Here is a 12,356-nt window from a genome sequence, read left to right on the forward strand (position 1 = left end):
GTCAGGGTCGCCTCGCCGGGCCGGACGGGTTCGTCGCACCGGGCGCAGATCATCGCCTGGCGTCCCTCATCAGGCGACGCAGAGCGAGCCCCCCGGCGCATCGGCCCCCGTCGTCGACACATTGCTCGCACGTCGGTGCGTGCGCGGGCAGAGCCCGGAGGGCAGCCTCGGACACACAACGGGGACAGCCTCGCGGAAACCAGCGCACCGGTCGGCCCCCGCGCAGCGCGTGGCGCCCGCCCAGGTCGACGGCGGCCACTCCCGCGAGCGGCACTGCGTCCCAGACGCACGCCTGCCCGCGCACCTGCTGCTCGGTAAGCCGCGGCGAAGCCGGGTAACGGCAGGGCGGCAAGCGCCTCAGCGGCGATGGTCGCACTGCTGCTGGGTGCCATGGGTTACGCCTCCACGGTCGAGGTGACTGGGCTCTCGCACCCGACCGTAGTTCGGGCTCAACGAATCGAACCGAGCTGACAGTCCGGGTGGACCACAGGCTCGCGGACTACACAAACCCCATGCGCACGGCCAGTTGCTCGGCCTGCCGCGCGTGCATCGCGCGCGCCCGGCGGATCACGGTGAGGACCAGTTGTCGCGCAAGGGGCGTCCGGGCCAGGTCCTCCGGAGCGATCGCTTCCAGGCCGAGGAGAGACAACAGAGCCGCGGCGTCGTCCCGGCGCTGACCATGGCAGGCCGCCACCTCCAGACCGAAGGTGAACTCCCGCTCCAGACTGGGCAGGCCGCTGATGTCGACGGCGTCCGCAGTCCTCAGTGCCTCGCCGGTCTCGCCCGCCGCCATCTCGATGGACAGAGCATGCAGGGCGATGTTCGTCGGCCCGAACACCGTCCAGCCGACGTTGCTGGCACCCGGCACCCGGCACGCGGCGGGCCCGGCATAACGCTCCAGCCGCTCCCGCGCCTCCCGCCAACGACGACGACGCGCCGCCCCGACCACCGCAACGAGCTGAAGAGCACCGCCCAGCGCCGCCCGCTCGATCTCGGGCAGCCGCGCCGCGCCCACCCGCTCGGCAGCACGTAGCGCCAGCTCCTCCGCCTCGGCCGGCTGGTCGGCGGCGAGCAGCACGTGTCCCAGATTCCACTGCGCCACCGCGATACGCAGAGGATCGTCGGCGTCTTCGGCGGCTCGCGTCGCCCGTTCGGCGGCGAGGGCGGCGAGGTCCACACGGCCGACGCGACGCAGGTACGAGCGGAGCAGGCAGTACAGGTCGGCGGCCGTACGCAGAACGGCACGGCGTTCCAAAGCGTCGGCGCCCGCACGTGCGATACGCAGAGCGTGCTCCATGTCGGCCACCAAGCCCGGCAGCGCCTCTGCGGCACGGGTGAATCGCTCGCCGCTGGTCTGCCAGTCGTGCCAGGCCGCCTCGACCCGATCCCGCAACACGCTCGCCGGGATCGGGGCGCCGCCGAGCGCGGACCCGCAGCCGAGGAGGGCTCGGCCCACCGCCGTCTCGGGACCGGCTGCCGCCTCGCCGCGGGGCGGTGACTGCGCGAGCAGAGCCGAGGCGGGGACGCCCAGCTCCTGCGCCAGGGCGTACAGGATCGGCAACGAGGGCAATTTGAGGCCGCGTTCGATCTGCGAGAGGTAGTCCGGTGTGATGCCGACCAGTCCCGCGACGGCGTCCTGACGGCGCCCGCCCCTGTAGTGCCGGATCCGGTCGCCGATGGGGAGGTCCGCTGCAGCCATTCACCCACTCCTCGCTCCGTGTTCTGAGCGTAGGGTGCCCGCTACGTGGGGACACGGGAATCCACCGAGAGAGGAGGCGCCGTGCCGGAGCTGGTGCTGTGGGACATCGACCATACGCTGATGGCGACGGGCGGCCTCGGGCGTGAGCTGTGGGCGCAGGCCTTCCGTGAGGTGACGGGGCTGACCATGCGGCGGCAGGCCTCCGTCACCGGGTCCACCGAGCGAGTCATCCTCCGCGAGACGGCCAAGCTCCACGAACTGCCCTACAGCGAAGCCCTGTTCGAGGAATTCGCCTCCGCCCTCGGCGCCGTACACCTGCGGCGCGCCGGGGAACTGCGCGAGCGCGGGCACGCGCTGCCGGGCGCCGCCGCCGTCCTCGCCCGCCTCCAGGAGCGGGGGGTGCCCCAGACCGTGGTGACGGGCAACGTCCGCGCGGCCGCCGAGGTGAAGGTCGCCGCCTTCGGGCTCGACGGATACCTGCGGCTCGAAGACGGCGCCTACGCCGAAGACGGCGAGCAGCGCCCCGAGTTGCTGCGCGCCGCCCTCTTCCGCACGGCCACCCCGCCCGGCGGCGCGGTGTTCCTCGGAGACACCCCCGCCGACGTCGCGGGAGCCCGGAGCGCCGGAGTCCGGGTCATCGCCGTCGCCACCGGCAGCACCTCCGCGGACGAACTGCGCGCGGCGGGCGCCGACGTCGTACTCGACGGCCTCGCCGACACCGGGCGCGCGCTCGACGCCATCGGGTGAAGGGGAGTTGAGAGGTCTCCGCGACCCCGTGACTCCCTGACTCTGTGGCTCCCTGACTCCGCGAACCTGTGACCCCCTGACTCCGCGACCCTGTGACTCCCTGACTCTGTGACTCCCTGACTCCGCGAACCTGTGACCCCCTGACTCCGCGACCCTGTGACTCCCTGACTCTGTGACTCCCTGACTCCGCGAACCTGTGGCTCCCTGACTTCGCGACCCTGTGACTCGGTGACCGTGGAGCCTAAATTAATGCAAGCACGCTTGCTTGTTTCTCCGGGCGCTGGCATGCTCCCACCCACACACCGCCGTGTCCCGAGGGGAGCGCACCGTGTCCGACGCTTCGTCCGTGGTCGCCGTCATCGACGACCTGCACCGCGAGAGCGAGGAACTCGACCGCCTCGTCGCCGGGCTCGACAGGGACGGGTGGGTGCGGATCACCCCCGCGCCGCGCTGGACGATCGCCCACCAGATCGCCCACCTCACCTGGACCGACCACGCCGCCCTCCTCGCCGTCACCGACGCCGACGCCTTCGCCGACGAGGTCAAGAAGGCGATCGCCACCCCCGACACCTTCGTGGACCAAGGCGCCGACGAGGGCGCCGCGCAGCCCCCGGACCGGCTGCTCACCGCCTGGCGTGCGGGACGTACCGGCCTCGAAGACGCCCTCCGCGCCGCACCGGCCGGCACCCGCTTCCCCTGGTACGGGCCGCCCATGTCCGTCGCCTCCATGGCCACCGGCCGCCTCATGGAGACCTGGGCCCACGGCCAGGACATCGCCGACGCCCTCGGCGTACAGCGCGAACCCACCGACCGGCTCCGGCACGTCGCCCGGATCGGCGTGCGCGCCCGGGACTTCGCCTTCGCCGCGCACGGCCTGCCCGCCCCCACCGAAGAGTTCCGCGTCGAACTCCAGAGCCCCGCCGGAGACGTCTGGACCCACGGCCCCGCCGACGCCCCCCAACGCGTCACCGGCCCCGCCCTCGACTTCTGCCTCCTCGTCACCCAGCGAGCCCACCGCACCGACCTCGCCGTCCACGCCCAGGGCCCCGACGCCGACCGCTGGCTCGACATCGCCCAGGCCTTCGCCGGACCCCCCGGCACCGGCCGCCCACCCCAGGGAGCCCGCCGGTGACCCCCACGACCCCGCGCCCCCTGCGTATCGGCAACGCCTCCGGCTTCTACGGCGACCGCTTCGACGCCCTGCGCGACATGCTCACCGGCGGCCCCCTCGACTTCCTCACCGGCGACTACCTCGCCGAACTCACCATGCTCATCCTCGGCCGCGACCGCCTCAAAGACCCTGCCCGCGGCTACGCCAAGACCTTCCTGCGCCAACTGGAGGAAGGCCTCGGCCTCGCCCACGACCGCGGCGTCCGCATCGTCACCAACGCCGGCGGCCTCAACCCCGCCGCCCTCGCCGACGCCGTCCGCGACCTCGCCGGCCGGCTCGGCATCCCCGCCCGCGTCGCCCACGTCGAAGGCGACGACCGCACCCCGCACCACCCCGGCAGCCTCGCCGCCCACGCCTACCTCGGCGGCGCCGGTATCGCCGCCTGCCTGCGCGAGGGCGCCGACATCGTCATCACCGGACGCGTCACCGACGCCGCCCTCGTCACCGGACCCGCCGTCGCCCACTTCGGCTGGACATCCCGGGACCACGACCGCCTCGCCGGAGCCGTCGTCGCCGGACACGTCCTCGAATGCGGCACCCAGGCCACCGGCGGCAACTACGCCTTCTTCACCGACCACGACCCCGCCCGCCTGCACCGCCCCGGCTTCCCCCTCGCCGAACTCCACGAGGACGGCAGCAGCGTCATCACCAAGCACGACGGCACCGGCGGCATCGTGGACATCGGCACCGTCACCGCCCAGCTCCTCTACGAGACCCAGGGCGCCCGCTACGCGGGACCCGACGTCACCGCCCGCCTCGACACCCTCACCCTCACCCAGGCCGGCCCCGACCGCGTCCGGATCAGCGGCGTCCGCGGCGAGGCCCCGCCCCCCACCCTCAAAGTCGGCCTCAACCGGCTCGGCGGCTTCCGCAACGAGGTCGCCTTCGTCCTCACCGGCCTCGACATCGAGCGCAAGGCCGCGTTCGTCCGCGCCCAGATGGAAACCGCCCTCGACACCGCCAAGCCCCGGCCGGCGGACGTCCGGTGGGACCTCGCGCGCACCGACCACCCCGACGCCCCCACCGAGGAGACCGCCGCCGCCCTGCTCCGCCTCGTCGTCCGCGACCAGGACCAGGCCGCCGTCGGCCGCACCCTCAGCGGCGCCGCCATCGAACTCGCGCTCGCCAGCTATCCGGGATTCCACGTTCTGGCACCGCCGGGGCCGGGCTCGCCGTACGGTGTTTTCGAGGCCGCGTACGTGCCCCAGGACGCGGTGGAGCATGTCGCCGTCCTGCACGACGGGCGCCGGATACCCGTGGCCCCGCCCTACGAGACGCGCGCACTGGAAGCGGTGGCAGAACCGGTTCTTCCCGTGCCGCTGCCGGCAGGGCCCACCCGGCGGGCGCCCTTGGGGCTGGTCGCGGGGGCGCGCAGCGGGGACAAGGGCGGGGACGCGAACGTCGGGGTGTGGGCCCGCACGGATGAGGCCTGGCGCTGGCTGGCGCATCAACTGACAACTGACAGATTTCAGTCATTGATATCTGAAAGTCGTTATCTGTCAGTTGTCAGGCATGTACTCCCCAACCTCCGCGCCCTCAATTTCGTCGTCGAGGGAATCCTCGGCGAGGGCGTCGCCTCCCAGGCCCGTTTCGACCCCCAGGCCAAGGCTCTCGGCGAGTGGCTTCGCTCCCGGCATGTGGATATTCCGGAGGTCCTGCTGTGACCGTGCTTTCCTCCGCGCTCGATCCGAAGGGCGCCGAGTACGCGGAGTACCGGGCGAGCATGCTCGCCAAGCTTGCCGAGCTGGACGCCGAGCACGCGAAGGCGCTGGCGGGGGGCGGTGAAAAATACGTTGAACGTCATCGTAAGCGCGGCAAGCTGACGGCCCGGGAGCGTATCGAGCTGTTGCTCGATGTTGACACGCCCTTCCTGGAGCTGTCGCCGCTCGCGGCGTGGGGCAGCGAGTACGCGGTGGGGGCCTCGCTGGTCACCGGTATCGGGGTGGTGGAGGGCGTCGAGTGTCTGATCACCGCGAACGATCCGACGGTCCGGGGCGGGGCCAGCAATCCGTGGAGTCTGAAGAAGGCGCTGCGGGCGAACGACATCGCTCTCGCGAACCGGCTGCCCTGCATCAGTCTGGTCGAGTCGGGGGGCGCCGATCTGCCGTCGCAGAAGGAGATCTTCATCCCCGGCGGGGCGATCTTCCGTGACATCACCCGTTTGTCGGCGGCCGGGATTCCGACGGTGGCGGTGGTGTTCGGGAACTCGACGGCGGGCGGCGCGTATGTGCCGGGGATGTCGGACCACGTGATCATGGTGAAGGAGCGGGCGAAGGTCTTCCTGGGCGGTCCGCCGCTGGTGAAGATGGCGACCGGCGAGGAGAGCGACGACGAGTCGCTCGGCGGTGCCGAGATGCACGCCCGCGTGTCCGGTCTCGCGGATCACTTCGCCGTGGACGAGCCGGACGCGCTGCGGCAGGCGCGGCGCGTGGTGGCGCGGCTCAACCACCGCAAGGCGTACGCCGATCCGGGGGTGGTGGAGCCGCCGAAGTACGACGTGGAGGAGCTGCTCGGGATCGTCCCGGGCGATCTGCGGCACCCGTTCGATCCGCGTGAGGTGATCGCGCGGGTGGTGGACGGTTCGGACTTCGACGAGTTCAAGCCGCTGTACGGGACGAGTCTGGTGACCGGCTGGGCGTCGCTGCACGGTTATCCGGTGGGAGTACTGGCCAACGCCCAGGGTGTGCTGTTCAGCGCGGAGTCCCAGAAGGCGGCGCAGTTCATCCAGTTGGCGAACCAGCGTGACATCCCCCTGGTGTTCCTGCACAACACGACGGGCTACATGGTGGGCCGGGAGTACGAGCAGGGCGGCATCATCAAGCACGGCGCGATGATGATCAACGCGGTGAGCAACTCGCGGGTCCCGCATCTGTCGGTGCTGATGGGCGCCTCGTACGGGGCGGGCCATTACGGGATGTGCGGGCGCGCCTATGATCCCCGGTTCCTGTTCGCGTGGCCGAGTGCGAAGTCGGCGGTGATGGGGCCGCAGCAGTTGGCGGGGGTGCTGTCGATCGTGGCGCGGCAGTCGGCGGTGGCGAAGGGGCGGCCGTACGACGACGACGCGGACGCGGCGCTGCGGGCGATGGTGGAGCAGCAGATCGAGTCGGAGTCGTTGCCGATGTTCCTGTCGGGCCGGCTCTACGACGACGGGGTGATCGATCCGCGGGACACCCGCACGGTGCTGGGTCTGTGTCTGTCCGCGATCCACACGGCGTCTTTCGAGGGCGCGCGCGGTGGTTTCGGCGTCTTCCGGATGTGAGGGTTCCCGTGATTTCGAGTCTGTTGGTGGCGAACCGGGGCGAGATCGCCTGCCGGGTGTTCCGTACCTGTCGTGAGCTGGGTGTGCGGACGGTGGCGGTGTGTTCGGACGCCGATGAGGGCGCGCTGCACGCGCGGGAGGCGGACGCGGTGGTGCGGCTGCCGGGTGCCGCGCCCGGGGAGACGTATCTGCGGGGGGATCTGGTGGTGGCGGCGGCGTTGCGGGCGGGGGCGGACGCGGTGCATCCGGGGTACGGGTTCCTGTCGGAGAACGCCGGGTTCGCGCGGGCGGTGCTGGACGCGGGTCTGGTGTGGGTGGGGCCGTCGCCGGAGGCGATCGAGGCGATGGCGTCGAAGACGCGGGCGAAGAAGCTGATGGGGCTGGCCCCGTTGGAGCGGGTGACGGCGGCCGACTTGCCGGTGCTGGTGAAGGCCGCTTCGGGCGGTGGCGGGCGCGGTATGCGGATCGTCCGTGAACTCGCCGATCTGGAGGCGGCGTTGGAGGGGGCGCGGGCGGAGGCGTTGAGCGCGTTCGGGGACGGTGAGGTCTTTGTCGAGCCGTATGTCGAGGGCGGCCGGCATGTGGAGGTGCAGATCCTGGCGGACGCGCACGGGACGGTCTGGCCGCTGGGTACGCGGGACTGTTCGTTGCAGCGGCGGCACCAGAAGGTCGTGGAGGAGGCGCCGGCTCCGGGTCTGGGCGACGGGCTGACGGAGACGTTGTACGAGCTGTCGGTGCGGGCGGCGCGCGCGGTGGACTACGTGGGCGCGGGCACGGTTGAGTTCCTGGTCGCGGACGGGCGGGCGCACTTCCTGGAGATGAACACCCGCCTCCAGGTGGAGCATCCGGTGACGGAGGCGGTGTTCGGGATCGACCTGGTGGCACTCCAGTTGAGGGTCGCCGAGGGCGAACGGCTGGATTCCGAGCCGCCGCCCGCGCGGGGGCACGCGGTGGAGGCCCGGCTGTACGCGGAGGACCCGGCGCGGGGCTGGGCGCCGCAGACGGGCAGGCTGCACCGGTTCGCGGTCCCGGAGGGGGTGCGCCTGGACACCGGTTTCGCCGACGGTGACGTGGTGGGGATGCACTACGACCCGATGCTGGCGAAGGTGGTGGCGCACGCGGGGTCGCGGGCGGAGGCGGTGCGGAAGCTGGCGGGGGCGCTGGAGCGGGCGACGCTGCACGGCCCGGTGACCAACCGGGATCTGCTGGTGCGGTCGTTGCGGCACGAGGAGTTCGCGCGGGCCCGGATGGACACCGGGTTCTACGACCGTCATCTGGAGGCGCTGACGGAGCCGGTGGCGGACCCGCTGGCGCCGCTCGCGGCGGCCCTGGCGGACGGGGCCGGCCGGTCACGCTTCGGCGGCTGGCGGAACGTGCCGTCGCAGCCGGTGGTCAAGCGTTATCGGATGGCCGGCGTCGAGCACGAGGCCGCCTACCGGTATACGCGGCAGGGCCCGGTGGCGGACGGGGTGCGGGTCGTGCGGGTCGACGCCGGGCGGGTGGTGCTCGAAGTGGACGGTGTGCGGCGGGCGTTCGCGGTGTCCGGTTACGGGGACGGCCGGGTCTTCGTGAACGGCGTGGCGCTGACGGTGGTCCCCCGTTTCCCGGACGCGGCCGCCGACCGGGCCCCGGGTTCGCTGCTGGCGCCGATGCCCGGCACGGTGGTCCGGCTCGCCGAGGGCCTCGCGGAGGGCTCCGAAGTGCGGGCGGGGGAGCCGCTGTTGTGGCTGGAGGCGATGAAGATGGAGCACCGCGTCTCGGCCCCGTCGGCGGGCACCCTGACCGCGCTACGGGTGACGGTCGGCCAGCAGGTCGAGGTGGGCGCCCTCCTGGCCGTGGTGCGAGAACCGGAGAAGGAGCCGGAACCGGAGCCGGGTCCAGGGCAGACGCCCGAGCCGGAGCAGGAGGCGTCGCCCTCGTCGTAACCGGGCCGCGGAGCAGCCACGTTCACCCCCCCCGCCTACCAGCCCACTTACACACCCGCATACCCGCCCACCCGCACACCCGCACATCCGCGCACCCGTCCACCCGTCCACACGCCCACGGATCAGCCCCATTCGATCCCGTTAAGGAAAATTAAGTCCCTTTCAGGCGCGTACAGACCATTCCGTACCGATCGTTCTGAGGAGCCTAGGAGCCGTCATGAGTGCTGGTGTCGCTGTCACCGAGACCGATGAACACAAGGCGCTGCGCGCGGCGGTCGCCGCGCTGGGCCGGCGGTACGGCCGGGAGTATCTGGCGAAGGTGGTCGAGGAGGGCGGTCACCCCGATGAACTGTGGGCGGAGGCGGGCAAGCTCGGCTATCTGGGGGTGAACCTGCCGGAGGAGTACGGGGGTGGGGGCGGCGGGATAGCGGAGTTGTCGATCGTCCTGGAGGAGCTGGGGGCGGCCGGGTGTCCGCTGCTGATGATGGTGGTGTCGCCGGCGATCTGCGGGACGGTGATCGCGCGGTTCGGCACGGAGGAGCAGAAGCGGGCCTGGCTGCCGGGCCTGTCGGACGGTTCGCGGACGATGGCGTTCGGGATCACGGAGCCGGACGCGGGCTCGAACTCGCACCGGATCACGACGACGGCCCGCCGGGACGGCACCGACTGGGTGCTGAACGGGCGGAAGGTGTTCATCTCGGGGGTGGACATCGCGGACGCGACGCTGATCGTGGGGCGTACGGAGGACGCGCGGACGGGGAGCCTGAAGCCGTGCCTGTTCATCGTGGGGCGGGAGACGGAGGGGTTCGGGCGGCGCCAGATCGACATGGAACTGCGGGGCGCGGAGAAGCAGTTCGAGCTGACCCTGGACGAAGTCCGGTTGCCCGCCGAGGCGTTGGTCGGCGATGAGGACGCCGGGCTGCTCCAGTTGTTCGCGGGGCTCAACCCGGAGCGGGTGATGACGGCGGCGTTCGCGATCGGCATGGGTCGGCACGCGCTGGGCCGGGCGGTGGAGTACGCGCGGGAGCGGACCGTGTGGAAGGCGCCGATCGGGGCGCACCAGGCGATCGCGCATCCGCTGGCGCAGGCGCACATCGATCTGGAGCTGGCGCGGCTGATGATGCAGAAGGCGGCGTTCCTGTACGACGCGGGGGACGACGTGGGCGCGGGGGAGGCGGCGAACATGGCGAAGTACGCGGCGGGGGAGGCGTGCGTGCGGGCGGTGGACCAGGCGGTGCACACGCTCGGCGGGAACGGCCTGACCCGGGAGTTCGGCCTCGCGTCACTGATCACGGCGTCCCGCGTGGCCCGTATCGCCCCGGTGAGCCGGGAGATGATCCTCAACTATGTCTCGCACCAGACCCTCGGGCTGCCCAAGTCGTACTGAGCCGTCGGAGTCGTGGGCGATCCTGCACGTCGTGGGACGGTTTTCGGACCGTGGGTGACCGGCTGCGGAGGAACGGGCGGCAGAGCGGAGGGGCATAAGCAGAGCGCGGCCCCTGTACCTCACGGTGGGTGCGGGGGCCTGTCAGCTCTCGTGGCCTTGCGAGACGTCAGTGCGGGATGCCCTCGATGATGTCGCGGGCTCCCTGCCGAAGCAGCTCGGCGCAGACGCGCGAGCCGAGGACGGCCGGGTCGTTCAAGGACTCGCCCCAGAAATGGGCGTGAACGAACTTGGATCCGTCGCGGGAGAAGACCATTCCGCGCAGGCTGAGCTGCCCGTCGGGGTCCGTGACGCAGTGGCCCGCGATGGGGCTGTTGCAGTGCCCTCGCAGGCCGTGCAGCATGACCCGCTCGGCGGTGATCTCGGTCATGGTGCGGTCGTGGTTGACCTGCTGGAGCAGGTGGGCGACCGCGTCGTCGTCCTTCCGGCATTCGAGGCCGAGGGCGCCCGCGCCGACGGCCGGCAGCATCTCGTCCGCCTCGAACACCTGACGGGCACGGTTCATGAGGCCGAGGCGTTCGAGGCCGGCCCGCGCGAGGACCATCGCGTCCAGCGTGTGATCCATCTTCTTGTGGCCGTCGAGTTTGTCGAGGCGGGTACCGACCAGGCCGCGGACGCGCACGACGTTGAGGTCGGGGCGTACGCGGTTGATTTGTGCTTTACGGCGCACGGCCGAGGTGGCGACGGAGGCGCCCGGCGGGAGGTCGGCGAGCGTCAGCGCGTCGGACCCCTCGGGTACGACCAGGACGTCGCGCACGTCGTCGCGTTCCAGGTAGGCGGCGAAGATCAGGCCACGCGGCATGGGCACGTCTCCGGGGACGTCCTTCATACAGTGCACGGCCATGTCCACTTGCCCACGCTGCAACATGGTGTCGATCTCGCGGACGAACAGGCCCTTTCCGCCGAGCCGCGCGAGGTCGCCCTGCCACTTGTCGGCTTCGGTCGTCACGGGCACGACCTCGATTTCGAGGTCGGGCTCGACCTTGCGCAGCAGTCCGGCCACCTGATCCACCTGGGCGATGGCCAGGGGCGAGCTGCGGGTGCCGATGCGCAGCTTTCGGGCGGGGAAGTCGGAGGTGTTCATAACGTCCCTTCGTGTCTGGTTTCACGGTAGAGCGCGCTGCCAGGAGTCTGGAGCGGGCCGACGATCCGGGCGACGATCGCGGGGTGCAGCAGCGATCGGGCTTCCGCGCGGTCGGCCCATCGCCACATGTCGAGTTCTTCGGGCTGCAAGGTGATGCGGTCGGCGTCGAGCGGTTCGAGGACGGGCCCGGCGAACATGATGGCGAGGCGGTCGCGTCGGTCGGGCCGGGTGGCTTGCAGCCACTCGACGGCGAACAGGTCCCACTCGTCGACGTGGATTTCGAGGCCGAGTTCTTCACGTACTTCTCGGCGAACGGCGTCGAGGGGGGATTCGTTCTGCTCGACGATCCCGCCGGGCAACTGCCATGGAGCGTCCGGCTTGGCCGGGTGGACGATCAGCAGGTCGTCGGTCGGTGAGGTGATCAGCACGGAGGCCGTGACGGGGTGGCCGGGCGTCGGGGGCGGCATGGGCGTGCCTTTCGCAAGCACAGAAGGCGGGTGATGGGGGGGCGGGTGTCGAGTCACGTCACGACGACGGGTGGGCGGTTCGGAGAGGTTGATCGGGTGCCGTGCGGAGGGTCAGTTCGCCGTCGGGTATCTCGGCACCTCCGCCCAGACGGCCTTTCCGAACGGCCGGTCGTCGACGTCCCACCGCGCCGCGAGGGCGTCGACGATGTGCAGGCCGCGCCCGCGGACGCGCTCTTCCGTCGTCTCGCGGAACTCGGGGTGACGGCGCACCGGGTCGTGCACCTCGATCCGCACGTGGACGGGCGTCGTCAGCACGACGACGCGCATCGAGTCACCGGGCTCGGTGCCGTACCTGTACGAGTTCGTGACCAGCTCGGAGAGGATGAGCAGCACGTCGTCGAGGCATGCGGCGCCGACCGGGAAGTCCCCGTTCGCCAGTACCTCGCGCACGTATGTGCGGGCCTGTCCGGCGGCTTCGGGACCCGTGGGGATGACGATCTGGGCCGGCTGCCCGATCGAGGGGCCGCAGCTCTGAGAGTGTGCCTCGGCGGAGGGGGCGG

Annotated in this window: 10 protein-coding genes; 6 read left to right on the top strand and 4 right to left on the bottom strand. The window is 71.5% G+C overall.

Translation table 11 applies throughout. From position 1 onward, the window contains the following. Positions 1–499 precede the first annotated feature (499 nt). Positions 500–1,699, bottom strand: a complete 1,200-nt coding sequence (locus AB0912_RS23120) for a helix-turn-helix transcriptional regulator (protein WP_366702682.1) — start codon at positions 1,697–1,699, stop codon at positions 500–502. Between the two features lie 81 nt (positions 1,700–1,780). Here AB0912_RS23120 and AB0912_RS23125 point away from each other — a divergent pair, with 81 nt between their 5' ends. From AB0912_RS23125 to AB0912_RS23150, 6 genes are all read left to right on the top strand, one after another. Then, a complete protein-coding gene (locus tag AB0912_RS23125; protein ID WP_366702684.1) occupies positions 1,781–2,446 on the top strand; it encodes an HAD family hydrolase in 666 nt (221 codons plus the stop codon). Positions 2,447–2,774: 328 nt separating this feature from the next. Continuing rightward, entirely contained in the window at positions 2,775–3,578 is an 804-nt protein-coding gene (locus AB0912_RS23130) for a TIGR03084 family metal-binding protein (RefSeq protein WP_366702686.1), read from the top strand. Then, complete coding sequence (locus AB0912_RS23135) at positions 3,575–5,281, top strand: acyclic terpene utilization AtuA family protein (protein ID WP_366702688.1); 1,707 nt, start codon at positions 3,575–3,577, stop codon at positions 5,279–5,281. Before AB0912_RS23130 ends, AB0912_RS23135 begins: the two co-directional genes overlap by 4 nt. Next, positions 5,278–6,876: a carboxyl transferase domain-containing protein gene (locus AB0912_RS23140; protein ID WP_366702690.1), complete on the top strand. Its 1,599-nt coding sequence runs from the start codon at positions 5,278–5,280 to the stop codon at positions 6,874–6,876. Before AB0912_RS23135 ends, AB0912_RS23140 begins: the two co-directional genes overlap by 4 nt. A gap of 8 nt (positions 6,877–6,884) precedes the next feature. Next, positions 6,885–8,801 carry a biotin carboxylase N-terminal domain-containing protein gene (locus tag AB0912_RS23145; RefSeq protein WP_366702692.1) on the top strand — a complete coding sequence of 639 codons (1,917 nt, stop codon included), beginning with the start codon at positions 6,885–6,887 and terminating at the stop codon, positions 8,799–8,801. Between the two features lie 217 nt (positions 8,802–9,018). Beyond that, positions 9,019–10,188, top strand: a complete 1,170-nt coding sequence (locus AB0912_RS23150) for an acyl-CoA dehydrogenase (RefSeq protein ID WP_366702694.1) — start codon at positions 9,019–9,021, stop codon at positions 10,186–10,188. Positions 10,189–10,354: 166 nt separating this feature from the next. On the opposite strand, the gene hemC is transcribed toward AB0912_RS23150, so the two are convergent. The 3 genes from hemC to AB0912_RS23165 all read right to left on the bottom strand — a co-directional run bounded on the left by hemC (position 10,355) and on the right by AB0912_RS23165 (position 12,312). After that, positions 10,355–11,329 (bottom strand): hydroxymethylbilane synthase, encoded by a 975-nt coding sequence (hemC, locus tag AB0912_RS23155; protein WP_366702696.1) that lies wholly within the window; start codon positions 11,327–11,329, stop codon positions 10,355–10,357. Continuing rightward, entirely contained in the window at positions 11,326–11,796 is a 471-nt protein-coding gene (locus tag AB0912_RS23160; protein ID WP_366702698.1) for an NUDIX hydrolase, read from the bottom strand. The genes hemC and AB0912_RS23160 overlap by 4 nt, the downstream gene beginning before the upstream one ends. A 111-nt stretch (positions 11,797–11,907) precedes the next feature. Further along, positions 11,908–12,312 (bottom strand): ATP-binding protein, encoded by a 405-nt coding sequence (locus AB0912_RS23165; RefSeq protein WP_366702734.1) that lies wholly within the window; start codon positions 12,310–12,312, stop codon positions 11,908–11,910. Positions 12,313–12,356 lie beyond the last annotated feature (44 nt).

It is taken from the genome of Streptomyces sp. NPDC007084 (assembly GCF_040703595.1).
Lineage (GTDB): Bacteria > Actinomycetota > Actinomycetes > Streptomycetales > Streptomycetaceae > Streptomyces.

Bases quoted from the DNA above. Each gene is read 5' to 3' on its own strand.
- AB0912_RS23150 (WP_366702694.1), top strand. From the start codon at position 9,019: ATGAGTGCTGGTGTCGCTGTCACCGAGACCGATGAACACAAGGCGCTG.
- hemC (WP_366702696.1), bottom strand. From the start codon at position 11,329: ATGAACACCTCCGACTTCCCCGCCCGAAAGCTGCGCATCGGCACCCGC.
- AB0912_RS23160 (WP_366702698.1), bottom strand. From the start codon at position 11,796: ATGCCGCCCCCGACGCCCGGCCACCCCGTCACGGCCTCCGTGCTGATC.
- AB0912_RS23120 (WP_366702682.1), bottom strand. From the start codon at position 1,699: ATGGCTGCAGCGGACCTCCCCATCGGCGACCGGATCCGGCACTACAGG.